At 58.3% G+C, this 23,455-nt stretch carries 17 protein-coding genes and 5 pseudogenes; 9 read left to right on the top strand and 13 right to left on the bottom strand.

From position 1 onward, the window contains the following. Window positions 1-479 precede the first annotated feature (479 nt). The 3 genes from ACOSV0_RS21755 to ACOSV0_RS21745 form a co-directional block, all read right to left on the bottom strand. A complete protein-coding gene (locus ACOSV0_RS21755; protein WP_434116049.1) occupies window positions 480-572 on the bottom strand; it encodes a hypothetical protein in 93 nt (30 codons plus the stop codon). Between the two features lie 50 nt (window positions 573-622). After that, entirely contained in the window at window positions 623-1,024 is a 402-nt protein-coding gene (gene tnpA / locus ACOSV0_RS21750; protein ID WP_434113448.1) for an IS66-like element accessory protein TnpA, read from the bottom strand. A 670-nt stretch (window positions 1,025-1,694) separates the two neighbouring features. Then, window positions 1,695-2,969, bottom strand: a complete 1,275-nt coding sequence (locus ACOSV0_RS21745; RefSeq protein WP_434113446.1) for a hypothetical protein — start codon at window positions 2,967-2,969, stop codon at window positions 1,695-1,697. A 565-nt stretch (window positions 2,970-3,534) separates the two neighbouring features. Here ACOSV0_RS21745 and ACOSV0_RS21740 point away from each other — a divergent pair. Beyond that, window positions 3,535-3,828, top strand: coding sequence for a hypothetical protein (locus tag ACOSV0_RS21740; protein ID WP_434113445.1), 294 nt, complete (start codon window positions 3,535-3,537; stop codon window positions 3,826-3,828). Window positions 3,829-3,875: 47 nt separating this feature from the next. Here the strand turns inward: ACOSV0_RS21740 and ACOSV0_RS21735 are convergent, their stop codons facing one another. From ACOSV0_RS21735 to ACOSV0_RS21725, 3 genes are all read right to left on the bottom strand, one after another. Next, window positions 3,876-4,052, bottom strand: a complete 177-nt coding sequence (locus tag ACOSV0_RS21735; RefSeq protein WP_434116197.1) for a hypothetical protein — start codon at window positions 4,050-4,052, stop codon at window positions 3,876-3,878. A 161-nt stretch (window positions 4,053-4,213) separates the two neighbouring features. Then, a complete protein-coding gene (gene mobC, locus ACOSV0_RS21730; RefSeq protein ID WP_434113443.1) occupies window positions 4,214-4,564 on the bottom strand; it encodes a plasmid mobilization relaxosome protein MobC in 351 nt (116 codons plus the stop codon). 16 nt (window positions 4,565-4,580) lie between these two features. Continuing rightward, complete coding sequence (locus tag ACOSV0_RS21725) at window positions 4,581-4,883, bottom strand: hypothetical protein (protein WP_434113441.1); 303 nt, start codon at window positions 4,881-4,883, stop codon at window positions 4,581-4,583. Between the two features lie 184 nt (window positions 4,884-5,067). Between ACOSV0_RS21725 and ACOSV0_RS21720 the strand changes: the two are divergent. The 3 genes and pseudogenes from ACOSV0_RS21720 to ACOSV0_RS21710 form a co-directional block, all read left to right on the top strand. After that, a pseudogene (locus ACOSV0_RS21720) lies at window positions 5,068-5,316 on the top strand (IS110 family transposase); the annotation flags it as partial. A 567-nt stretch (window positions 5,317-5,883) separates the two neighbouring features. Further along, window positions 5,884-6,042: a hypothetical protein gene (locus tag ACOSV0_RS21715; RefSeq protein WP_434113439.1), complete on the top strand. Its 159-nt coding sequence runs from the start codon at window positions 5,884-5,886 to the stop codon at window positions 6,040-6,042. Window positions 6,043-6,623: 581 nt separating this feature from the next. Further along, window positions 6,624-7,256 (top strand): trimeric intracellular cation channel family protein, encoded by a 633-nt coding sequence (locus ACOSV0_RS21710; RefSeq protein WP_434116047.1) that lies wholly within the window; start codon window positions 6,624-6,626, stop codon window positions 7,254-7,256. A 209-nt stretch (window positions 7,257-7,465) separates the two neighbouring features. Here ACOSV0_RS21710 and tnpC read toward each other — a convergent pair. The 4 genes and pseudogenes from tnpC to ACOSV0_RS21690 all read right to left on the bottom strand — a co-directional run bounded on the left by tnpC (window position 7,466) and on the right by ACOSV0_RS21690 (window position 11,927). Further along, a pseudogene (gene tnpC, locus ACOSV0_RS21705) lies at window positions 7,466-8,723 on the bottom strand (IS66 family transposase). A 53-nt stretch (window positions 8,724-8,776) separates the two neighbouring features. After that, the gene (gene tnpB / locus ACOSV0_RS21700) at window positions 8,777-9,118 is read right to left on the bottom strand and encodes an IS66 family insertion sequence element accessory protein TnpB (protein ID WP_434113437.1); all 342 of its coding nucleotides are present in this window, start codon (window positions 9,116-9,118) and stop codon (window positions 8,777-8,779) included. 665 nt (window positions 9,119-9,783) lie between these two features. Beyond that, a complete protein-coding gene (locus tag ACOSV0_RS21695; protein WP_434113435.1) occupies window positions 9,784-10,899 on the bottom strand; it encodes a class I SAM-dependent methyltransferase in 1,116 nt (371 codons plus the stop codon). A 671-nt stretch (window positions 10,900-11,570) separates the two neighbouring features. Next, complete coding sequence (locus ACOSV0_RS21690; RefSeq protein ID WP_434113434.1) at window positions 11,571-11,927, bottom strand: hypothetical protein; 357 nt, start codon at window positions 11,925-11,927, stop codon at window positions 11,571-11,573. A 1,081-nt stretch (window positions 11,928-13,008) separates the two neighbouring features. Here ACOSV0_RS21690 and ACOSV0_RS21685 point away from each other — a divergent pair. Continuing rightward, on the top strand, window positions 13,009-14,142 hold the full coding sequence (locus tag ACOSV0_RS21685; RefSeq protein WP_434113432.1) for an ISAs1 family transposase: 1,134 nt from the start codon (window positions 13,009-13,011) through the stop codon (window positions 14,140-14,142). A 432-nt stretch (window positions 14,143-14,574) separates the two neighbouring features. On the opposite strand, the pseudogene ACOSV0_RS21680 reads toward ACOSV0_RS21685, so the two are convergent. Continuing rightward, window positions 14,575-16,104, bottom strand: a pseudogene (locus ACOSV0_RS21680) (AMP-binding protein). A 74-nt stretch (window positions 16,105-16,178) separates the two neighbouring features. Then, window positions 16,179-18,056: pseudogene (locus ACOSV0_RS21675) on the bottom strand (1-acyl-sn-glycerol-3-phosphate acyltransferase). A gap of 163 nt (window positions 18,057-18,219) precedes the next feature. Between ACOSV0_RS21675 and ACOSV0_RS21670 the strand changes: the two are divergent. Further along, a pseudogene (locus ACOSV0_RS21670) lies at window positions 18,220-18,660 on the top strand (type VI secretion system ATPase TssH); the annotation flags it as partial. Window positions 18,661-18,672: 12 nt separating this feature from the next. Next, the gene (gene tssE, locus ACOSV0_RS21665; protein WP_434113430.1) at window positions 18,673-19,107 is read left to right on the top strand and encodes a type VI secretion system baseplate subunit TssE; all 435 of its coding nucleotides are present in this window, start codon (window positions 18,673-18,675) and stop codon (window positions 19,105-19,107) included. Window positions 19,108-19,480: 373 nt separating this feature from the next. On the opposite strand, the gene ACOSV0_RS21660 is transcribed toward tssE, so the two are convergent. Further along, window positions 19,481-20,242, bottom strand: a complete 762-nt coding sequence (locus tag ACOSV0_RS21660) for a hypothetical protein (protein WP_434113428.1) — start codon at window positions 20,240-20,242, stop codon at window positions 19,481-19,483. Window positions 20,243-21,850: 1,608 nt separating this feature from the next. On the opposite strand from ACOSV0_RS21660, the gene ACOSV0_RS21655 reads away from it, so the two are divergent. After that, on the top strand, window positions 21,851-22,210 hold the full coding sequence (locus ACOSV0_RS21655) for a hypothetical protein (protein ID WP_434113427.1): 360 nt from the start codon (window positions 21,851-21,853) through the stop codon (window positions 22,208-22,210). A 597-nt stretch (window positions 22,211-22,807) separates the two neighbouring features. Continuing rightward, the gene (locus ACOSV0_RS21650) at window positions 22,808-23,083 is read left to right on the top strand and encodes a hypothetical protein (protein WP_434113425.1); all 276 of its coding nucleotides are present in this window, start codon (window positions 22,808-22,810) and stop codon (window positions 23,081-23,083) included. Window positions 23,084-23,455: the final 372 nt, after the last annotated feature.

Below are 23,455 nucleotides of genomic sequence, written 5' to 3'. Positions count from 1 at the left end.
GCTGCATGTACGCGGTCAGCAACGGGCGGTCCCGATCCTCTTGGGGCGGCTCAGTTGAAAATCGCTCCGGAAAGCATCTGGCTGCAAAACAGAGCGCTGCGTGTGTGGCCCAACGGGCCGCTGTCGTCGGTCGTGCCTGTAGATAGCGATCGACGATCCGAGGTGGGATCGGCATCGACCTGCGGCAACCACATTCGGTTGCGTAAGTGCTGAACCGTGCGATGCGCGCCAGATACAGCTTCGCAGAATCACGTTTGTACCCTGCGTTTAATAGGCTGGCAGCAATGCGATCGATCTCATTGCCGAGCGCACCGCTGCGAAATCGCGCAATTACTCCGGTGTACTTGAAATATAGCTCTAGCATGATCACTCCTTCCGTGACAGCCCAGGGACAATCCCTGGCACGGAGAGAGTGAAATCCAAATCTTATGTGGCGGCAAATTGCTAAACAGCCGGTGAAGCCCGGGGGCGTTTGCAAGTTACGCCACATACCAAAATTCGCCACATAAGAAGGGATCGCGTTCGAGTACCGTTTGCACCTTCACTGCGAGCGAATTGAAGCCGGACCTCATGTCCGTTACGCCGGCAGCGACCCAGATCCTCGTATTCGCAGGCAGGCCGATCATCGCAGACAGTCGCGCAGGAACTGCTCGGCGCGATCCATTGACAGGCCGCGAATACGCACGCGCCGTTTGCCAATCTCGAGTTCAACGTCGCAACCGGCGGGCACTGCTCCACATGCTTGTGTGCCGCGCTCGGCTCCGGCATCAATGACTTTGACCGGCAGCAGTTCGGTAACTGATGACATCGGAACCGACTCCGTCGGCAGCTTTGCCTTTGCCTGCGCGTCACGATAACGCCGACGCCATTTGAAGACCATGTTGTCGTTCAGATCGTGCTCGCGGGCAATTCGCGCTACCGACGCCCCTAGCTGCATCATCATTTCCACGATCATCTGCCGGAACTCCGCTGAAAAGTTTGGCCGCTTCGGCCCGGCTGTCACAGTGTGTTCAGTATTGTCCAATTTCGCGTCCGCAAAAGTTATCGCGGACGCTATCCTGTGCTCCTATCAGCATGTCTTCAAGACGGCCTTGATCTGATGCTTACTGCTTGTCCACTTTGCCGCCCTTAACAAAAGTGCCTAACACTATCTAGCATTCATTGCTGTACGCCTGCATATAGGGCACTATTAAACTTCATATCGAATAATTCATCGTAGTCCGTCTGCAATACATCTGAAGTTACCCGCTCCGATTTACGACTCACCTCCCCTCCTATTAAGGCCTCGACCAACGCATAGGGGTTAGTTGCCCCCACGCTCCTCGTGCCTGCCTCGATCCCGGCGGATACCGTGTGTGCATCGAGTTGTGGTAGGTACACGTGCATCCCCACGACAACGAGGGCAATGTTCAAAGCACCCTTGGCGTGTCTCATGCCTACTCCTCCTGGTTGCTAAATGCCGCGACATATAGCCGAGAACAAATATGATCAACAACTTCTTTACTGCGATCCCAAGGCAAGACTGGCCGGCAAGCCAATACAAGGCCTAAGTAAAATCGAAACCTTCGCTTCGTTGTCGTTGCCGTCTTGGAAATCAAGCATCTTCACCACCAGACCAATGGATCAATATCCTGTTCCGTTGACATCAACATGCTACGCGAACGACATCGCCCGCAACCAATTCCAGATATGTATTACGGGATCAGTTGTTTCTCGACCTGCTTGTCTTCACTGCTGCTACTTTCCCCCGTTATTACCTCATTAATCCCGCCTATGGAGCACGCGGTCGCGACAGCATTTGGACCACCAGCCGGTGAACCATCATCGATCGCTGTCAGGCTACCCGGTTCAACGTGGAACGGATGTATATCCCCCGCCGCCGTCTCGAAGTTCCCTACCGCCTTGCCGTTACTGCCGATGCATCTGACGGTGCCGTGGATAGCCCCGCCTGGCAGGGTAATCGACGACGCATTGCTCGTGGCAGGATTCCACAGCGCAGGCTCATAGAATCCCGCCTGCCCGCTACCAGCCAGGAAATTCACCGCGACCAGCCCCGCATCGCTTAGGTCCGCATCGCTTAGGTCCGCACCGCGCGTACGCAACGCCTGGCCTCCATTGACCGTCAGCAGCACCGTTGGCCCTGTACCGCCCGGACCCCATACAACTGCGCGGTGGGTATCCGTTCCATAGATGCATTCGCCGAGAATCTGGTTATGGATGTTGATCCGGCTAACGTTGCAATAGCTCGCGCCGCCCGGCACGGGAAACGCTGCATACGCCGCCCCCAAGGTTGGCCAGAATACGGCCACGTTCTTGCCACCTCCACCACCGCCCGCCGGACAGTTGCCCACGACCGAAGGTGTCTGCGCATCGTTGATATCCGCCGGGACACAGTTTGCCTGCGGGGCAAGCAGTGGCACGTTCAGGGGCGTGGCCGCTCCTGAGTTGGGTGCCCAGTACACGGGCAATCCTGAGCCGTTACCGTCGACGCTTTCGCCAATCACCACGCCCTGCACATTGACACCGGTTGCACCGGTCCTCACCCCCCCACCAATGATACCCAGCAGGCCGGAAAACGGCATCAGTTGGGTGGGCGAGCCCGGTGAACCCGAGTTCCAGGATACAGCCTGGAATACGTTGTTCGCGTCCCGGCACGCACCCACTACCGTCTCCTGTCCCTGGGCCGCGTTGTTGATCATGTTGACTGAACAGGGCACACTGCCAGCGGTAGCTGGTAGCGCAGCCAACTGGGTGGTCGCCCCTCCGACTGTCACGAAGGGCACGGAAGCGTTCGAGACCTTGCAGTTCTCCACCACCGTGCCAACATCATTCACATCGGCTGCGGCACACTGACTGGCGCTGGCGGGATTTTCGTCCGTCCAGGCATACGCGCAAGGCACATCCATACCAACGAGTACGACACCGGATACAGCGCAAACCAACAGGAAAAAGGAGCGAATCGGTTTCATTACTTCCTCACATAAAAAGTGACCTCAACCGGTCACCCTAGCGAATTAAATTTCCATTTCCCCGATCCATGTAATTATCTAATCTACCTGCATTGAAATGGCGTTACCGGAATTCCGTCCGCGTTGAATATGATATTTTTATGAAACGGTCGGGTCTGGAGGGATGGTTTCCCGTACGCTCAGGGGAAGGCACCCATGTCTTGTTCACGAACTGCCGATGGATGCGTCGATAGAGTTTCAATCCCGTGCGCATGGCAATATGAAGTACACAAGGAACTGATTTTAAAAATCTTATCGGAAGTATAGGAACGACATAGAAAGATTCAAGGGCCGCAAACAGAAAATGTTATTCTTGGGAGGCTGTTCCGCATCAATGTGGACGATGACCCGACTTCGGAAAATGATGAACGATGCGCTCACGCGCGCCGCCGACCGTGCCCTGTTTGATCTGGACAGGCTTCGCCGTCAGAAAAAGGCGCCCCACCTGTAATGAACAAGGTCCGCGGGACTCGTGCGCCATGCCTGTTCGCCGCCTCGAGCGCTGTATGCATATGGAGGGGAGCGCATGAATCCGGACACCCTGAAATGTCCTTACTGTCAGACCAGCGTGAGGCGTGACACACATGTCTGCCCCGGCTGTCAGGCATTTTTGCGCTATGGGGCACCCGATGCGGCGTATGGGCTCGCGGTAATAGCAGGCGCCGCCGCCGGTTTCATTTCCGACATGAAACTGCCGTCGTCGCTGGCCTGGATCAGCTGGCCAGTGGGGTTGATGGTGCTGGCCGGCGCCGGGGTTCTGATCCGCAGGCTGTACCGGCATCACGTCGAGATCAGACGGGCCGGAGAAACGTGGCGTTGAGAACGCTTGTCCGGTACCACGAGACGCTTCAGCGCTCGATGTCTGGGTCACAAGTCGGGTGAGTCGTCGCCGGCGCTGTGCTCGTCATTGCCCGGACGGTCAAGCTCACCAGCCAGAATCACGCGTTCGTCCATCTCGTCGCGTGAGAACTCGCGATTCTGCTTCTGCCCCTTCTCAAGGTATTCCTTGATACCGTCGTAGTGGCCGCTGATCCGGATCAGCATGAGCCCGACTCCAGGGAAACCGGTATCGCGAGCCGCCGTTCCACCATCGCATGCGGCACCCTAGGTCAAAATAGGTACGGGCCGTCAGGGCGTGACGTACGCGCTCGAGTGCCAGCCGGGCTGACCCGCAGTGGTCACGCGTAAGCACATCGCGCCAACCGTCAACAGTCGCAAGGTGTTGCAGGGTTTCGTTCGACTACGGCCCAGATCGCCTTCTGCACGTCGCTCATATCAGTCGACCCTGCGAGCGTTACCTTCAGATACCGGGAAATCATCTGCAACTGGTCGACCAGTTGCTCGTAAGTCGCCTCGGACAGCTTGCCGCGCACGTGCTCCGAGTTCGCCCGGTGGGCGATCTGGCTAAGGTTGTTGCTGGTCTTGTTGAAAACGTACAGCAGACGCTTGCGGTCGGCGCTCGCCTCCGGCTGCGCGACGATCTGCGTGCGGTTGGCCAGCACCGCCTGCCGGAAAAACTCGGACTGGCTCAGGCCCCCTTCCACTTTTCTGGACATGCCTCTCCTCTTTTTCCTATGGCCGCTCACGCGTACGCGCCGTCTTTTCTGTATGACGGATATGACTGGCAAGCAGATGAACATGGCTTAGCCACGCAACCACCACCTCCGCAAGCACGGCACAGCCCACTGCCACCAGCGCCACATACCAGTTGCCCGCGTGCAGCCCCCACGCCAGGCCCACGACAAACACGATCCACGCAAGTACCTCGATCCCCGTCCGCCACCATGGATGAACCCCTCCGGATCTTGAACGCACGAACACCCAAATACTGGCCGGGACCACCACAAACAGCATAACCAGTGTGACTGCGATCATCGTTTGAGCCCTCTGTTACGCTATTCGATATTCGATGTCCTGGCCACGTCGCGGCCCGCTCAACACCTGCCACGGAACACTTCGGCGGCACCACACTTCCACGCTGCGTAGCTGCGGGGGTTAATGAGGAGATGGCCCCCCAACCTCCTCTGAGCCTAGTAAGCTACTCGCCTGTAACCCTCTTCTGGAGACTCCGAGATGCAGGACCCTAGTAGGTATCGACCTGGACAAACATTCGTTTCATGTGCACGGTCAAGACAAGATCGGCAAAGAAGTCTTCAGAAAGAAATTCAACCGCAAACAACTCATCGAGTTTGTTGCCCGCATCCAACCTTGCACCATCGTTATGGAAGCGTGCACGGGGTCTCATTTCATGGCTCGCGAGCTCGTCAGCTTCGGGCATCAAGTGAAACTCATTGCACCTCAGTTCGTCTGAACGTAGACGAGTTTTTGAGCCCGGTGACACCAGCAGCGTGACGATCAACGCTCGCCCCGTGGCTCGCTGACATCCAGAAACTGCGGGCGGCCGGCTGTTCCTTCAAACAGGTCCGGGCCCTCCTTTCTGCAAACAACGTGCTCATTTCGCTGTCCGGACTGGCAAAGTTTGTCACCACTCAGACACTCCAGTAGCTCGCAAAGCGTCCGGACGACACGGCAACAGCGACCGAAACTGCCCCGCCATCAGCAGCAACCGGTGCCAGAACACGCAAAACACGCGAACATTTGGCCGCCGAAAATCCCGACCGCTTCAGCCAAACAGTCCGCGAACTTTTTGCCCGCCGGTACAGCAATAACACGCCGGGATCGCTCGCGCAGCAACTGGCCGCGCGCGCGGCAAAAAAGGGAGCACTGGCGCCTGACAGAATTTTGACAATGACGCGGTCGCCCTGCAGAATCAAAGTCCCCCTTTTATTACGCGATCTCCGTATGGCCGCCATCAACCTGTCCACAGCCACCAGCGAGCTTCCGGCACTCACCCACGCGACGCACCGAAACCGCCATGCTCGCCACGCTGATCAATGCGGCGATCGTCAGCGGCGTGACCCGCAAGGAATTGCTGGAGCGGCTACATCGGAACGACTTCCGATGGACATGGCTACCTTTGATAACGCCCTCTATCGCATCCGTAAGCGGCTCGGCAAGATTGCGCCTCGACTGATCGCGCCAATACGCAGCACGCGGGCACCGGCAACCGATCACCCAGCGTCGCCCCATCCGCTCACCGCTGAGGCTCCGGCGGCTGAAACCGTGCCGGCCTCCGCGACAAGCACCGTCAGGGCATACAGGACACGACGGCAGATTGCCGACGAAAACCCCGATCTATCGAGCCAGGCAGTCCGCGATCTGTTCGCGAAGCAGTACAGCGAAAATGCACCGGGATCTCTGGCGCAGCAACTGGCCGCACTCGCTGCAAGGAAGGGGGTTAAGCCGCCGTCACCTCGCTCAACAGCTCCGGGCGCCGCAGCAGTTTCACTAGGGTCTCGCCCGTCTCGTACCGCGAAAACGCGCCCATCCCATTAATGCCGTTTCCAGAACAATTTCCCAAAGCCCGCCGCCAATATCTTGCCCGGACACCTAACGGCAGGCGCCCGCCTGATGAGGCTATGCCTGCTTGTTGAATAACTCGGCGGCCGGCCCGATGCGTACCACTTCATCCACCCCGGAGCAGGACGCGCGGCGACATACAACATTCGCAGTCATCGCGGATAATGATACCGCCATGGAGGTTGCCACATGCTGCTGCATACGATTTATCTGATCGCGATCGTGGCTGAAGCCATCTCGGGTGCGATCATGGGTATGAAACGGAAGATGGACCTGTTTGGCATCGGCGTGGTCGGCACAGTGACGGCGTTGGGAGGCGGTTCCGTGCGCGACGTGCTGCTCGGCACACGGCCGCTTGCCTGGATTGCCCATCCTGAGTACCTAATGCTCACGCTTGTCGCCGCGCTGTGCACACCCCTCTTTGCCCGTCATCTGCATCATCTGCGCGCAGTGTTTCTTGCGGTCGACGCGCTCGGCCTGGTAGCCTTCACCATCATCGGTTGCAAGGTCGCCCTCGCCGGGCAGTTCCCTCTGGCGATTGCAGTAATGGCTGGCCTGATAACCGGCGTGTGCGGCGGTTTGCTACGCGACATCATCTGCAACGAAATTCCGCTGGTATTGCGCCGGGAACTGTACGCCTGCGTGGCGTTGCTGACCGCCGTGCTCTATCTGGGCCTGCTGGAACTGCGCATGGCGCCCGCCAGCGCGACTGGGGTCGCGCTCGGATGCGGTTTCGCGCTACGACTGCTTGCCATTCGGTTTCACTGGGGGTTGCCGGTCATCCGTGCTGACAACCTGCGCGGCTTCGACGAGCCAGACCGGGATTAGCAACAATGCCGTTCCGGACCACATCCAGCGACGCCTGCTGAGACTGGCATGACCTTCCCGTTGCACTCGCCTAGGTCATCGTGACTCCACAGCTCCGCAGGGCACGCATCTTCCCCACCGCCTGAAACAGTTCGGTCGCCTTGACCCGGTCGAGGGTAAACGCTCAAGCAGCACCGTAGCGCAAGTCGTTGATGGCGAGACGCCGAAGGCTAGCGAATCGGATTGACTCGTGCGGAGGCTGGCAGCAAAGGTGCGACGTTCCACGATAGCAGTTCGTCGACGCGGTTAACCGGCAATACGCTCGATGACATGGCGGAGATACGCTTTGGGGTCGATACCGTTCATGCGCGCCGAGCCGATGAGGCTGCACATCGCAGCGGCACGTTCACCGCCCGAGTCGGCACCGGCGAATAGATAGTTGTGCCTACCGAAGACGACCCCGCGCAGCGCCTGCTCGGCGGGCAAGTTGTCGATCCCGGCCTGACCATCGTTGCAGTAATAGGCGAGCGCAGGCCAGCGATTCAGCGCGTACTGAATCGCTTTGGTGGTGTCCGACTTCGCGGCGAGCGTGAGCTGCGTCGCCTCGAACCACCGCTTCATGTCTGCAAGCAAGCGCACGGCCTGCGCCTGGCGCACGCGTTGGCGTTCCTCCGGTGGCTTACCGCGGATGTGTTCCTCGATACGATAGAGCGCTCCTATGCTTCGGTGGTAACCGGCGACGGGCGGATCGCGTGCAGACTCGTGCGCCTTTCGACGCGCGCGCGCCATGCAAGCAGCGTCCTGAATCCGGCGCTTCGGTACAGCTCTGCGTAGCCGACGAACGCATCCGCCTGCAGCACGCCAGTGAAGTCGGCGAGGTGTTGTTGAGGATGTTCGCCACGTCGATCTGGCGTGTAGGCGAACCAAGCCGCCGGCGCTTCGGTTGAGCCGCTGGGCCGGTCATCGCGCACATACACCCACAGACGGCCCGTCTTCGTCCCCCATTGCCCCACCGGTAGTGGCGTGTCGTCCGCGTGCACCTTGGTGCCACCAAGCGCATAGCGGCGCACGGCGCCGACCAGCGGATTGAGCAGCCAGGTCAGACTCCCTAACCAGTGGCCTATGGTCCCCGGTTCGATCTCGATACCGTCGCGCGCGTACATGACTGACTAGCGGTAGAAGGGGATGTGGTACGCGAACTTCGACGTGGTGATGGGCGCGAGCAGGGCCGGGCCTAGCCACCACAGGCGGAGCAGGCCCTATCGTCAACAGGCAGATGAATGCGCTCTTCGCGCTCGAGGTGATCAGGTAGTGGTTTGCGAGCGGTGTTCTCGCGAGGTTGCCCCCCTTCCTGGGCTCGGCAGCGGCGATGGCGCTTTCGTCGGCCTGCAGGTCGGCCACGCAGGCGTCTCGCTCCTGTACCAGCGCGAGTACGATTGCCTTCGGGGCATCGATGTCGTCTGGCAGCGTGGTCGCGATGAGTTCCATCGCAGCAATTTACGGGCCAAGACCTCCGGAGAGCTTGATGCCAGACAGGGCGTCTACAACGCGCTGCGAGGTCGTGCTGCATCGACCGGTTGCCACCAGGCGAATCCCTCAAGAAGGAGCGACAGTTGCACGGTCGCGGGCGCTACGACACCGCCGTCGGCACGAGGCCATGCAAAACACCCCTTCTCAAGACGCTTTGCAAGCAGGCAGCCATCGTTCCAGTACAAAGCCTTCAGCAGATCACCACGTTTACCGCGAAAGAGGAACATTGGCCCCGAGTATGGATCGCGTTCGAGCACCGTTTGCACCTTCACTGCGAGCGAATTGAAGCTGGATCTCATGTCCGTTACACCGGCAGCGATCCAGATACGCGTTCCAGGTGATGAACCGATCATTGCGCCAGACTCTGAATAATGACACGTAAAACGGATGCGCTGGCATCGCTACGCACTAATACGCGCGCACGTTTGAACTCAGATTCAATGACGCTCCCGCTACAGGCCGTGGGGAGCACCCGCTGCGATGGTTCGTAAATGATCACAGGCAGCATGACGCGCTACTGCGTGTCCGGCACTGCCGGGACCGAACTCCGTTGCTCTGCTCGGTATTTGCTGCGCCACTTGAACACCAGAGAACACCAGATTGGCGTTCAATCCATGTTCGAGTGCAACGCGCGACGCCGACGCACCACGCCGCATCGTCTTCTCGACTATCTCGCGCCTGAACTCGCACGAGAAATTCGGCCGTTTGCCGACCGGCAGCACAGGCCCCACGTCACTGTCAGATTTGTCCAATTTAACTCCCACCATAACTTGGTGGACACCATCCAGGACGATTGCCGCCAAATTCGCGAGACAGGGCACATTAGATGCTTACGGACAACCATCAGGATGTGTTTTTTATCTCGCGCTGAATCGAAACGATCGCCAACAGTTGCGTGTCGGTCGGTTGACTGCCTGCATGGACGTAAAGAGATGCCTATAGGCCGTTCGCAAGGTTCATGGTTGATGTCAAACGAGTGAATTGACTCGACGCGCCAAAAGCCCGGATAGGCGTTTCACTAAAGAGCGCGGATTGGACGACCCTCGCGCCACCCATGGTGCCTGTAATGAAGCGTTGGGTCCGCACCCGACTCTCGGACATCGGGATTGGCGCGGAGATACTGTTCAGGATCAAAATCAGGCGGAAATTCGAGTGGCTCCAGAGGATCCAACTCACTGCTCTGCCCGGATGGGCGAGGCGTTGGTCCGTTGTTCGCCGATCTAGCCAGTAGCTCTTCAAGCTTACGGCGCAGACGCCAAAATGGAACTCCGGGTGTCGCATTGCTAGCCGCGCGCTCCATGCGCAGCCAACTTTTCGCGATATGGTTCTTGTCGTGTGAACGTCTCAACGTGACGAAAAATTCGATGTCGTTCCAGGCCGTGTCATGGAAATCTTCACACGCAAGATCGAGTAGGCCCAGTTCGCACAGATCGCTCATCAGGCGGGCAAATGACCTCGGTATGAAAGCCCAGCAATGGACGTCATGGTATGTCCCATTTTCGAAAGCGTCGCGCGCGAGCCAAATGCCGCCGTCCGACGTATGTTGTCGCTTGACGGTCTGGGCATCGATTCGTCCGCGCCATGCGTCTGCGGTATTGATATCCGCGGCGCTCAGGCAATAGTCGATCAATGAATAAGGCTGCGGGACCCGTGCGCGAGTAACGTAGCTCGCGAGGACTTCTTGCAGCTTCGTTTCTTTGCGGAAATAGTCGAATGTGAAGCGCCGGTCGGGAACGGCGAGGCGAATCTCGCCAGTAGGCCTCAGCACCGCCGCCAATTCTCTCAACCAGGTAACCAGATCGGGGACATGTTCTACGACATGTGAGGCCACAACGTAGTCGAAGTATTTACCGCCGACAGCTTCATGAAGAGAATTTCTCCCCCAAATGGCGTCGACATCGACAATCTCCTGAAGCTTGACGTGAGGGTCGTCTTTGTATTTCTGGCGCAGTCCCACCGTGTCCGTATGATCTACGTAAACGACGTTCGCACCGTTTTCGCGACGAACGATTGGCCAGCAGAGAGCACCTATTTCAATACCAATACTATCCTTGATGCTGAGTCCGCGCAGCACCCGCTGTCGACGCGCCTCTCGGGGATCAAGGGTGGCAACTTCATCGCGATTCTTCTGCATGTTGTCTCTCGTAAAGGACCAACTGACGTTGCCCGTGAATTTCGTATCCGCTAACCGAGCGTTTATTATGCTGCCTGCTTTCGCTAGGCGGCGTGCCAGTTTTGTTCAAATTGCTCCACGCTTTGCCATCGAGTGCGCCTCGCAGACGTTCATAGAGCGATTTCAGGGTCTCGTACAACTTTTGTGTCCTAGCTGGAAGTCGGCTCTGAACAATCCGCTTCCCAAGCTGCCGACGTCACGCCATCAGCGCCCTAGTCGGGTCAAGAAACCCCTCATCCTATTACTACTGCACAAGCGCCGCGAGTCGTGCGCACAGTGCGTTCATGCCCAGCCTCTGTGTGTGATCAGCAAGATACCCCGCGCGATCGCCTCAACACTCGCCGGAAGGAAACCGCCCCATTCGCGCTCGAAATACCGGATCGCCGACTGGTAGCCGCGTCGGGTGTTCTCTCGTGTGGCGGCTTCAACGTAGCGATCGATACCAACTACGGAAGAAAAACCGGGAGGGTTGCATTCTGGCAGCACGGGATCACTCAGTACCCGAAGAAAGCATCGTCGAGTTCTGCATCGCACTGCACGAAGTCCGGTGGCCATTGAGGGCGATCACACGCTCCCTAGGTCTGCGGGCACGGATGTCACGTCTATCGTTTCGGATTTTATACAGCGGACATTTACCAAAGAGCCACAACGCTCTGCACCCGCAAGGTTTTAAAGGATTGTTTTTCTGATTTTTCGATTGCCTTGGCTTCAGAAAAAATATCAATTTCGTCAGCGTTGATTTCCACGCCCCCTCCCGAAGGAAAATTCAATAACAACCTTGCCTTCCCTCTGAAATATACCCTTGTTTTTTCAGCATTCGTCTCTTGCTGCTCCGCCGAAATCTCTATTTTCGATGACACGGGAACTTCGAAAGAAGTCACGACTTTACCATTATTAATGACAGATATTTTTTCAGGCAACTCATTCGCCATGGCAGACATACCAAACAAAAATAAACATATAGCCAATGATTTTTTTAGGATGCTCATTTTCTCACCATCAATATTAATCAAACTCAATGCTTCAACACATGCCGCGGATTTTATGCTCGACGTGAACAACCTGACATCCTTTCAACGGCAGTCTGTTATATTATTTCCGTTAGAATACGCATACTGTCGAGTACTAGGCTATGCCGCCCTCAGGAAACCCCTCAATCTCTGTCAGTCTGTTGTGCAGTAAGGTTCTCCATTCTTGCCGCTCGCGCGGCAGGTGATACAGCCAAGGTCGTCCAGTCGCCCGATGTCCCAGATGCAACGTTAGCCGTCCATCTTCGGCGTCCACCGGCTGACGCGCATTGACTCTCAAGCCCCATGGTATCTGCCTGTTCCCCATACTGATCGAGCATCAGCCGACGGACACGCTCGACATAGCCAGCCTCCCGGATAGCCGAATGGATTCCCGTTTTTTCGGCAAGAGCCTAGCTGTATTCAACGTCACCTAGAAATCCCAAGGTCCGCATGCGTTGGAGAATATAACGTTGCAGCTGCGTCGCACGATCCGGATTGTAGGCCACTGGTGCCTTGGGCAACCCCGCGAGCATCAACCTGAGCAACGGTCAATTGATCCAGCGTCTTGCCAGAATAGATCGACGCGGCTATCGCAAATCCGTAAGCATGTTCACCCAGTTCGATAGACACCGAGAGGCCGACCAACCCGGACACCAAGGCCGCGCGGAAACGCACAAAAACAATTGCGGTGACATTACAAAGATTGCGGCAGGCTGACCTGAAGCGGACGCTCGCCGCCAAGGCAGAACAATGGAGCCGATGGGGACGCGCTGTGTTACACCATTGGTCTGTTCCGATAGGTGACAATAGGCGCATGGCGCTCCCGGTAACAGATTTCCCCTGAAACCATTCACAAGACATCGGCCAAGCTCCTGCCTCAATCATTAGAACAGGGCGATGTTCCTGGATACCAGATCGTAACGCAATCAGAACAGTCTTGCGTTACGCCAAGCGCAAGCCCTGTAGCCCAGGGCTTTCGCATGAAGGGCCGTTAACAATCAATGGTTTACAAAACCGTGTGTAATTGAGGGTTTACTTCTGTCTTTTTGCGACAGAAGTGATGGAAGAAGAACAAGGTATCCTGAGTATCGAGCAGGCGTTTGGTGATCTGCGAGACCCGCGTAGCCGAACGCCGGCGCACAATCTGTCGGAGATGCTGGTGGTGGCGTTATGCGCGATCCTCTCGGGGGCCGACAGTTGGCTCGGTATTCAGGTATGGGGCGAGACGAAACTCGACTGGCTGCGCAGCCATATCCCGCTGGTGCACGGCATTCCGTCTCACGACACCTTCGGGCGGGTCTTTGCCGCCCTGAACTCCCGGCAGTTCGAAGCCTGCTTCATCCGCTGGATGAGCACCCTGTGTCCGGCGCTGGCCGGGCAGATTGTCGCTATCGACGGCAAGACTGTACGCGGCTCGCATCAGCGCGGCGAACGTGCCATCCATCTGGTTTCGGCCTATGGCACTGGCCTGGGTGCCGTGCTCGGTCAGGTACGCACCGCCGACAGGTCCAACGAAATAACAGCGATACCTGAACTGCTTGACGCCCTGCTGCTCAAGGGCGCGATCGTGACGATCGACGCGATGGGTTGCCAGCGTAACATCGCCACACGGATTCTTGAGGCCGGCGCCCACTATGTGCTGGCCGTGAAGGGAAACCAGCCCACGCTGCTGGCACGCATGCGCACCGCGCTCGAGGCCGTTGACAGGTTCCATGACGGCTACCGGAAACTCGCCACCGTAAGCGAGCACTGCGAAGTCGAGAAAGGCCACGGGCGCATCGAGACGCGCCGCTGCCTTGCCACCGACATCCTGGCCGACCTGCAGTTTGAGCCCGAACTCTGGCCCGGGATGCGCTCGATTGTGATGATCGAGTCCACGCGTGAAATCGGCGACAACGTGGCAACCGAGCGCCGCTTCTATGTGTCCAGCCTGCCGCCCAACGCGACACACATCGCACACGCGGTACGTGCACACTGGGCCATCGGGAACAGCTCACACTGGGTGCTCGATATGACATTCGGCGAAGACCAGTGCCGGGCGCGAATCGACAACGCCTCGCAGAACTTTGCCATCCTGCGGCGTATAGCAATGAATCTGTTCAGGCGCGATACGCAGACAAAAAACAGCCTCAAACTACGTCGACTTAAAGCCGCCTCCTGTGATCGCTATCGCGCTCAGATCATTGGCTGGTAGGGCTCATGGTGCTTTAACAATTCATGCGAAAGCCCTGGCCCTGTAGCGCTGTCCAATGCAGGGCCTTCGCACGAATCCCTATTTATGTGGCCGCGCCGACCAATTGCGAACGCGAAATTGGACAATACTGAACACACTGTGACAGCCGAGCCGAAGCGGCCAAACTTCTCTGCGGATTTCCAGCGGATAACCGTGGAGATGACGTTGCAGCCTTGGGGCGCCATGAGAGCCGCCCAATCGCCCGGAATGCCGCGGACCACGGGCCATGCTGCGATTGCTCCCCATACAACTGGAGCAGCCAGAAGCACGCCGACGAGCAGCACATCGAACCACGTAAAATTAAAGCCACCTATCACCACTCCTCCTCACTGATGCACGACCGCTGCAGCGCCAGCGGTAACGAGGCCGAGGCTCGCTCCTGGCTGCGCGGAATCAAACGCATCCGTCTCGCAGATCGCGCCTCAGTATCTTGCCAATATTGCTCTTCGGCAGCGCGTCCCTGAATTCGACAAGTTTCGGGCGCTTGTACCCGGTGAACCGTTCCTTGCACCAGTCGAGCAGATCGGCATCGGTCAGCGCTCCGTCTTTACGGATCACGCGGATCTTCACCGCCTCCCCAGAGTGCCGATCGGGAACACCGACAGCCATCGCCTCGAACACGCGAGGATGTTGCGCCACCACATCCTCGATCTCGTTCGGATAAACGTTGAAGCCCGGGACGAGAATCATGTCTTTTTTTCGATCGACAATTTTCATGAGACCGGTTTCGTTCATCACGACGATATCGCCCGACTTGAAGAAGCCGTCGAACGTCATCACCTTCGCCGTCTCGTCGCGGCGCATCCAGTATCCCGCCATCATCTGCGGCCCGCGAATGCAGAGTTGGCCTGGCTGGCCAAGGCCACGTTCGTTGCCGTCGTCATCGCGAATTGACACCTCCGTGGACGGCAGCGGCAAACCGATTGACCGCTATACACCGTGGACACGGGCGAGTTGCACGTCACGCACGCCGAAGTCTCCGTGAGCCCATAACCCTCGATGACCGCCACACCAGTCTTTTCGAACCACCGTTTCGCGACCCACGACCGCGAAAAGCTGCGAGAAGTCCAGTTTGCCGAAGTCTGAATGTTCGAGCATCGTGTTGTAGAGCGTATTCACCGTAGGGAACATGGTGATGCGGTAGCCGCGCAGCGCTTTGATCATGCCCGCCATGTCACGCGGACTCGGAATCAGCACGGCCTGGCCGCCCGTACGGATCGCGAGCCGCGCGCAAACGGTGGGCGCGAACACGTGATAGAGCGGCAAGGCCGCGACAGTCGTGCCGCCGGTAAATTGAAGAAACGCGATGCGTCGGGGCCCAGCTTCGCGGGCGTGAACGACCACTGGGTGCCTTCGGCAAGCGCTACCTTGAACGTCGTATGGCCGGGCAGATGCCACGCGGGCACCATCTTTTTCACACGCCGAACCAGGAGATTCACAATCAGGCCCTTCGCGCCGAGCAGGTCACCCATCGACGCAACCACAATATGCCTGACCGAGGTGTTCTGCACGACAGCTTGCAGCGTCACCGCGAAGTTCTCCAGCAGGACGATCACCTCCGCGCCGCTATCCTTGAGCTGATGCTCCAACTCACGCGGTGTATAAAACGGATTCACATTCATGACCGCGTAGCCCGCGCGCAGAATGCGCCACGAGCGTGACAGGATATTGCAGCACGTTGGGCATCATGATCGCTACGCGCGTGCCACGAGTAAGGCCATTTGATTGCAGTCACGCGGCAAGCCGCCGCGAAAGCCTGTCCAGTTGCGTATAGCTGATCGACTTGCCCATACAGGCGAACGCCGGCTTCGGACCATGCTTGCGGAAGCTCTCTTCGAACAGATCGCCAATCGACGCATAACGCGTCATGTCGATTTCAGCCGGCACGCCCGCCGGGTAGGATTTGAGCCAGTTTCTGTTCATATTGTCGTTCGATCCTACGGTGGAGGTTTCGAAGGTCGCCCGCGGGTGCATGTCGATTGTGGCGGTGCGTGTGTTCAAGACTGCGCGCCGCGCAGGTTATGCACGATCTGCTGCAGGCGTTGCAACGAAGCCTCCGCCGCAGTCAACGGTTCGCCCACGGCGAGCGTGAGGTGACTCATAACACCGCGGCGCAGCGGGCGCGGTACGCGTGCATGGGAGTCGCGCGAGAATACTCTGCCTCAGAGGCCGCGCGGCGCCATCGCGCACGACTCGCACCGGCGTGCGGCGCAGGATTTCCGGACACCATGGCGAAACGCGTTCATCTCGCCTGTGCGGGTCAGCTTACCTTCCGGAAAGATGCAGACGAGTTCGCCCTGCGCGAGTGCCTCTGCACAGCGTTCATAGGCACATTCGAGCAGCGCGGCCTTCATGAGCGGGGGCAATCAGGATCGCCTTCACGTGGCGGAAGAGCCACCCTGCCAACGGCGAACGGAAGATGCGGTGGTCCATCATGAATCGGATCGGACGCGGGCTCTCCGCCATGATCACAATTGCGTCGAAGAAACTCACGTGATTGCACACGAGCACGGCCGCGCTCCTTTCCGGAACGCGCTGCGTATTCACGAGACGAATGCAGTAAAATGGTGTGCATAAGCAGCCACGCGACGAAGCGCAGCATGAATTCCGGCACGAGCGAGTAAATGTACACAGCAACGACGATATTCAGAAAACCAGTCGCCAGATAGAGACCTGGAATCCCTACACCCGCGGCCCCGAGTGCGATGCCCATGTGCGCCGACGCAATCATGAATAACGCGTTGAGAATGTTGTTTGCAGCGATGATGCGGGCGCGATGGCTCGCCTTGCAGCGGCTCCGAATCAGCGCATAGAGCCGCACGCTATATAAGCCCCCGAACATCGCGAGCAGGGACAGATCGCCAAGCACTCGCCAGTGCATTGGCATGGCCAGAAACTCGCTAACGCCCTGCAGATGCGTCATAGCGGGCAACGTGCGGCTCGCAAAGAACAGATCGATGGCGAAAACGCTCACGCCGATCAAGCCCAAGGGCACGAGGCCGATTTCGATGCGGCCGCGCGACAGCCGCCCGCAGAGCAGCGAACCGAGTCCAATACTCGCCGAGAACGTTGCAAGGAGCACCATCACAACATCGGGGTTCGCGAAACCGACGAACGACGCAAGAAATGTCGCGCCCACGAACCACAGCCACGAAATGCCGAGCAGGCCGAGGAACACGGTACAGTCTTCACGCGCCGCCTTGAGATTACACCACGTTTCGCTGAGAGAATTCCAGTTGATTGGCAAATCTGGCTGCGGCGCAGGAGAGCGGGGCACGCGCGACAAAACGCAACGACCCAGGATTGCGATTGCGACATAGAGCCCCGCAAGCACCGTCTCGCCATGCGCGCCCATCACCGCCGCAGCACCGCCCACCAGGGTGCCGATGAGGGTCGCGACGAACGTGCCCATCTCCGCCAATCCATTCCCGCCCACGAGTTCGGCTTCCGCCAGATGCTGCGGCGGATACACATACCTCACCGGTCCGAACAAGGTGGAATGGATGCCCATCAGGAACGTGCACATGTAAAGCACGTGACGCACTATGCAACAGGAAGCCCGCGGCACCTACGAGCATCGCCAGGATTTCGAACGTCTTGACGAAACGCGTGAGCGCCGCCTTGTCAAAACGATCGGCAATCTGGCCAGACGTTGCTGGGAGCAGCACGAACGCAGCCGTCCTGGCATCAACGCCCGAAAAGCGCGTGGCCTCGAAGGTCACCAGCGACGTGAAGCCGATCTTGAACGCGTTGTCGTTCAGCGCACCGAGGAACCGCGTCCAGAAAAACGGCGCGAAGCGCCGCTCGCGCCGCAAGGCAAACTGCGGCGATGACGCTGGGTTGGAACGATTTTCACGGGTTTCGAGAATAGTCAGGGGAGCTCGATATCTCCGGGTTAGATTGAGTGGCGGGCGATTATGGCTTCGAATATCTGCAAGCGTGTACTTCTATATCAAGAGGTGACTAGAATGACACCGTGAGTATCGTTTTTTATACCAACCCAATGAGCGAAACCGCCCAGCTAGTTGAAACTCTGAGCTGCTTGAGGCCATTCATCCGTCGCTCGTTGCACACTTCCAGTCGGCGCTGCTCGCGCGCTTCCAGACGCTCGTCTACCGACCGCTCGAAGCCGCCGCGCTCGCGTCGATTGTCCGCCTGAAGGTTGCGAAGGTCGCCGAACGTCTGCGTCGTCAGTACGACATCGCGCTCACCTCGGATGACGCGTCGACAGACTCGCTCGCGCAGTTGTGTCTTGCACGCGAGTCTGGCGCACGCAACGTCGACGCGTTCCTGAACCAGCGCATCCTTCCGACTGTGTCGCGCGAACTACTCTCCCGGATGGAGGAGGATTCCGTGCCAGCCGGAATTCACCTGTCGATGTCGCCGGAAGGCAGTCTCGCGACCGATTTTGTCGATTCCCGCGACGTGCCAGCAGTGGCCTACGCGACCGCAGTCCATCCAGTTGCCGCCAGCATCTAAAGGGACCTGACGATGCCCGCCGGCCCTTCCCTGTACGACATGCTGCTCGGCCACATCGGCAGTGAACCGCTCAGCGCCCACGACGACAGGACACTCGAGATCCTGAGCGTTCAGCAGAATATCCGCCGTATCCTCAATACGCGCGCGGGGGCGCTCAAGCAACTGCTCGATTTCGGTCTGCCGGATCTTACGAACATCTTCAACGCTCTGCCTGCGTCGTCGCATCTCCTGAAAAAGGAGATGGAAGCCACGCTGCTGAAATACGAGCGGCGCATTCGTGCGATCGATGTCGACATTATCGAAAATGACGATCCCAGCGTCGTGGTGAGCTACGAGATGACCTGTCATCTGAAGAAGGCGAGGCTCGTGCGGTTCGGCACGTATTTTGAGCCGCCGGGCCGCATGCGCATCGAGCGGCGGGTAACAGTGAAGGACGACAATTCCTGATTTGCGGGAGGTGGTCGGCCGAGATTCGCCAGAATCCCGGCAATCCATTGCGTTTAATCTGACTTCTTTCCTTAGATGCCTCGCTCCGTTACAAGCAAGCCTAGCCACAAACCGCTCACGCGCTAGCCGCACTGCGGCCCTTGCCAGTCGCCCCATCAACCAGCACTCCACGCGTGGCGCTGGTGATATTAAGTCGGGTCACCCGATCAGCTTGCCCCCTCGGGTACTTACGGCACCGGGCGTGAATGCCTCCGCCCAACCGGCTCTTCCGCCGAAACCTGTCCCCGCGACAACCGCCAGCGTAGAAGGAGCCGCGTGTACTTACGCGCAATCCGTTCGAGGCAATGGCCGCTCGACGACGGGCGGCCACCCATCATATTGCTGGCGTGAACGAACAGACGGCACGACCGTTTTCGATGAACTGAATGCGCGCCGGAGCAACATCCAATCTGGGGATCGCCACGAGCAGACTGTTCGTAATCATGAAACCTGCCATCGCTAACGGCGCCCGATACTGGTAATCCACGCTCAGAACGCCCTCATGCAATGCCACGTTGTTAATGTCCAGCGCGCGAGCATCGTCAGTGGCTGCCGGCGTGACGCGCGCAACCAGCAGGATCTGCTGACGCTCGAAGAACGCGTCCGGAGGAGCAAATTGCTGCGGCACACGGAACATGACAGGCGCGGGTTGCATGATGGCCTGCCATTCGGACGGCGTACGTATCAGCACACAGCGAACCGGCTGCCTTGAGTCGTCCCATGCGCTAACGAAGGAATGGTATTGCGAGAGATCAAGCCGCTCAAACGCAATCGCCCGGCTGGCCAACGCGTCCCGCCCGCGGGTCAACGCGGCGTGCCCCCGGAACCGGTGAACGCACGCGCCCAGCATCAGGAGGATCGAGGTGCGCGCGAAGCTGATTGATTTTCCGATAAGGGTCATGCTTGCCTGTTTCCCGGTCGCACCCACAGTCAAGAGGCAGCGCTGGGCAGAAAAGAAATGTGCATTTTTCACGAGCAAGGATTGATTTAGTACTCCTGTCACGCGCGCGACCGGCATGCCGCCAAGGCACCACCGCATCACCCGAAAAGCTGAACCTAGCAGCTTGGCGTTCGCATGCTCGTGCGCGTAGCGCATGAACAGCGCATATTCAGGTGTGATGTGAACAAAAATCCGGCATCCACCCGTCCGGGTGAAAAAACGGCAAAGTTACTTCTACACAAGGGTGGGCGTAGAGTCCTCCGCTGCGCGCCGCGTCAGCCCTAACCCGGCACACACCGCTTCCCATCCCCAACAGATGGTCGAGGACCTACGCTGGTCGCAAGTATAGGTCGACGCGCAAACAGCAGGCAACGGACATTGTGACTGCGTCTGTCGCAGGTCAAGATAGTGGCCTGCGACAGGCGTTACATGCGAAAAAAGGCCGTATCAGCTTGTGACCGATACGGCCCGGATTGCATCGTGAAGAGAGATCATGAGGCAAGTGTGAAGCGTACGTCGCGCCTTCCAAGCATGACCCTGCATTGCGCAAGGCCGAACGACGACACTCCACGCTGGGAAATCTATCCGTGAATATGCGAAACCGCAACCGGCGCCGCCACCAGACTTGATGTATGTCAATTAGCACCCCTTCCGCGCCCGATGATTATGACATTCGAAGCATTCGTTGAGACACGAAGAGGCGGCAGCCTCGCCGGAAGCTGCTCAATGAGGGGACTCCCGGTTCTTTCTAGTGGCGGAGGTGGGGCCATGTGCGGCGCGCCGCCCGCAAACACGGCGGGATTTCCGGAGCGTCACACCAGGCCACACATGCCCGGCAACACGAATATCGCTTCGGCACGCTCAAGGGACAGAATAAAAACATTGGGATCGCCGGATCTGGCCGAGACAGCAGCAGCGCTAATCTTCGCCGCGCTGATCTGGCGCAGGAAACCCGCACGCAGGCGAAGCTGATCCGCGCGAAGTGCGCTCAAATAGGCAGACGGTAACGGACCAGACATGCATCATCGCCCCTGCAATCCGCTGGGAACTGCTCATGCAGCGCGCGCTGCGACGGGCCAGCCCTGCTGTTACACAGATGCCCCCATGTAGTTCATCTGCGCGAAGTGGCACACTGGGCGCCCGCGCCTGACGATGTGATCGCGGTGGCATAGCTAGTGTATGAGCTGACTACTACGGTTTCGCCAGACGCGCAAAGTCGAGCGCTTTGCGCGTCTGGCGAAACCGTCGACCATCCCGCAGATGGTCTAGGCAGCGGAGTTGATCCCGAATCGGGCGATCATCGTGGTGCGCGGTCCAGTATTTACCGCGACGTACCTGCAGGAGAAGCGCGCACTACCGACGTGCTGACGCAGGCCGACTTGCGCCCGGTGGCCGAAGTGCGAGCAATCATGGACGATTATTTCTGGCGGTACCCTGAGTTGACCGGATGTTGATGAGCGGATACCAAAGCCTGATTGGCGCTTTCGAGCGCCTCCATGGCTGGTTGTCCTGTTGTCGGGAACGATTGACCGGCTTTTTTGAACTTCTTTATCTGATGATGCGATGAACAGACTGAGCCTTGGAACAAGATGGATAACCCGTGTGCGAAACGGTGGCTACGCGATGCTCGCCTGCCTGGTTGCCGGGAGCAGCATAAGCATGACGGCGGAAGGCACGACACCCGTCGACCGCGCTCCCGCCACTTATAGCCTTCCGGCTCTGGACATACAGGTTTAGCTCTCCCGGTCGGCCGCGAGACTATTGATGCGCCGCCACGAGCGGATCGCGGTGTATGCATCATGGTACGGCACGCCGCTCTCTTCGGCACACAGGGAAGCGGACGAGGCTGGACGCATCGACCTGGGTCACGCAACAGTCGAATTACCGGCGAAGGGTGGTGCGGCGCATCTCGCATCATCGAACGTGAATGCAACGCGTCTGCGTTGGGTATCGGGGCCGCCAGGCGTGAACGTGAACGTCTCGTCTGCGCGCCGGCACTGGCCGGACAACATCCTGTCGTGCGATTTCGTTGACGGCCCGCTGGCCGATGTCGCGCGGCGAACCGTACCGCTGCATTGCACCCTGATCACCGAACGTCGATTGACCCGTCTGGTTGATCATTAATCAGTGCTCACCCACTTTGCCACAAGACGGGGAAAAACATGCAATCGAACCCGCTTTCCAGCACAGTCGTTGCCCTGTGTGTCTGGGCTTATTGCACTTCTGCTGGCCGCATCGCCCACTCAATTGGCACGAATTTCCTGTCAGTTTGCAACAACGACTTCGGAGCATGTCTGGATATGTGTAAAACGTACCATAAGCGGAGAGTTATCAGTCAAACAGAACGACGACGGCCCGAGTCGGATGGTGCACGGGGGCGCTCCATTGCGCCTCGCAGGCGCATCCTTTGGAATCAGTATTGTCGTAAGGTGGAAATGATGAAATCGCATTCAGCACGATTAGCCACGCTCAACACGTTGCGAGTTGGGTGGTCAGCGCCTCACCGCTCCCTGGGCGAAGGCTTGGTTAATCCGGAAAGGCCGCGTCGCTAAAATATATTCCCGCGACCGGCCTGCCTTAAAGCTTGGGACGAACTTGACGCCGGTGCGACCCATTTATCCTCGCGTCACCATGAGAGCCTGGTCCGGCGCATAAGCGTGCCGGCCAGCAGTTCCCCGCATAGGCTACACGCGGGTAGCCAACCTGTTTGAAGGATATGGAATGACTCAAACCGCTCATCGTTTCTTGCCTGGCGGAAGGAAGCTTTTGGCATTGACAATTCAGCTAATTGAACTTGCGGTCCTCAGTGCGATTAACATCGCAATAATTTTCTCGCTAACAGGCGTCCTTAATCACATGCTGCGTATATTTGGACTCACCCAGTCCGGCATGATAACCATGGCTTCATTGATGATAACGGTCATGCTGGTCTGGTGGTGTAACCGCCACTATGTGTTGTGGCGAGTGCGCAAAAAAAAGGCGCAGAAAATGATATGACCTTCCCTCACCCGTGAGCGTGGGGAACGCTGAAGAAAAGATGGATCCTCACAGGCTGACGGCATCAGAGTGTCTAGGGAGACTCTTCAGCACACAGGAATGCAGTGCGCTAGCGGAATGATTCGCGTCATGACGCTACGCGGTCGTTTGAGTGACGTGGTGTTCCATTTTTTTGCATCATTCTGGGTATCAGATTTTTCCCATTTCCTCAAGCGTGTCGACGCAATACAATTGTTAACGGGCATGTGTAGTGCGGCGTTCTGGAAATCCCGCAATGTTTTCGCGCGCCGTGTTCCATGTGCCCGCCACCAGACCCCGCAATGAGCGGCCATCCGCTAGATGTGGCGTGTTTTCGCCTGTTTTCACAAATGC

The organism is Paraburkholderia caffeinilytica (assembly GCF_051027425.1).
Classification (GTDB): domain Bacteria; phylum Pseudomonadota; class Gammaproteobacteria; order Burkholderiales; family Burkholderiaceae; genus Paraburkholderia; species Paraburkholderia caffeinilytica_A.
This window is presented reverse-complemented; position numbering and strand designations above follow the sequence as displayed.

What these genes read in the sequence shown, in the direction of transcription:
- ACOSV0_RS21690 (WP_434113434.1), bottom strand. Translation starts at nt 11,927, where the DNA reads ATGAGCATCCTAAAAAAATCATTGGCTATATGTTTATTTTTGTTTGGT.
- ACOSV0_RS21715 (WP_434113439.1), top strand. Translation starts at nt 5,884, where the DNA reads ATGCTCGCCACGCTGATCAATGCGGCGATCGTCAGCGGCGTGACCCGC.
- ACOSV0_RS21685 (WP_434113432.1), top strand. Translation starts at nt 13,009, where the DNA reads ATGGAAGAAGAACAAGGTATCCTGAGTATCGAGCAGGCGTTTGGTGAT.
- ACOSV0_RS21755 (WP_434116049.1), bottom strand. Translation starts at nt 572, where the DNA reads ATGAGGTCCGGCTTCAATTCGCTCGCAGTGAAGGTGCAAACGGTACTC.
- ACOSV0_RS21660 (WP_434113428.1), bottom strand. Translation starts at nt 20,242, where the DNA reads ATGCGCTACGCGCACGAGCATGCGAACGCCAAGCTGCTAGGTTCAGCT.
- ACOSV0_RS21745 (WP_434113446.1), bottom strand. Translation starts at nt 2,969, where the DNA reads ATGAAACCGATTCGCTCCTTTTTCCTGTTGGTTTGCGCTGTATCCGGT.
- ACOSV0_RS21725 (WP_434113441.1), bottom strand. Translation starts at nt 4,883, where the DNA reads ATGATCGCAGTCACACTGGTTATGCTGTTTGTGGTGGTCCCGGCCAGT.
- mobC (WP_434113443.1), bottom strand. Translation starts at nt 4,564, where the DNA reads ATGTCCAGAAAAGTGGAAGGGGGCCTGAGCCAGTCCGAGTTTTTCCGG.
- ACOSV0_RS21735 (WP_434116197.1), bottom strand. Translation starts at nt 4,052, where the DNA reads ATGCTGATCCGGATCAGCGGCCACTACGACGGTATCAAGGAATACCTT.
- ACOSV0_RS21655 (WP_434113427.1), top strand. Translation starts at nt 21,851, where the DNA reads ATGCGCCGCCACGAGCGGATCGCGGTGTATGCATCATGGTACGGCACG.
- tnpB (WP_434113437.1), bottom strand. Translation starts at nt 9,118, where the DNA reads ATGATCGGTTCATCACCTGGAACGCGTATCTGGATCGCTGCCGGTGTA.
- ACOSV0_RS21740 (WP_434113445.1), top strand. Translation starts at nt 3,535, where the DNA reads ATGAATCCGGACACCCTGAAATGTCCTTACTGTCAGACCAGCGTGAGG.
- tssE (WP_434113430.1), top strand. Translation starts at nt 18,673, where the DNA reads ATGCCCGCCGGCCCTTCCCTGTACGACATGCTGCTCGGCCACATCGGC.
- ACOSV0_RS21650 (WP_434113425.1), top strand. Translation starts at nt 22,808, where the DNA reads ATGACTCAAACCGCTCATCGTTTCTTGCCTGGCGGAAGGAAGCTTTTG.
- ACOSV0_RS21695 (WP_434113435.1), bottom strand. Translation starts at nt 10,899, where the DNA reads ATGCAGAAGAATCGCGATGAAGTTGCCACCCTTGATCCCCGAGAGGCG.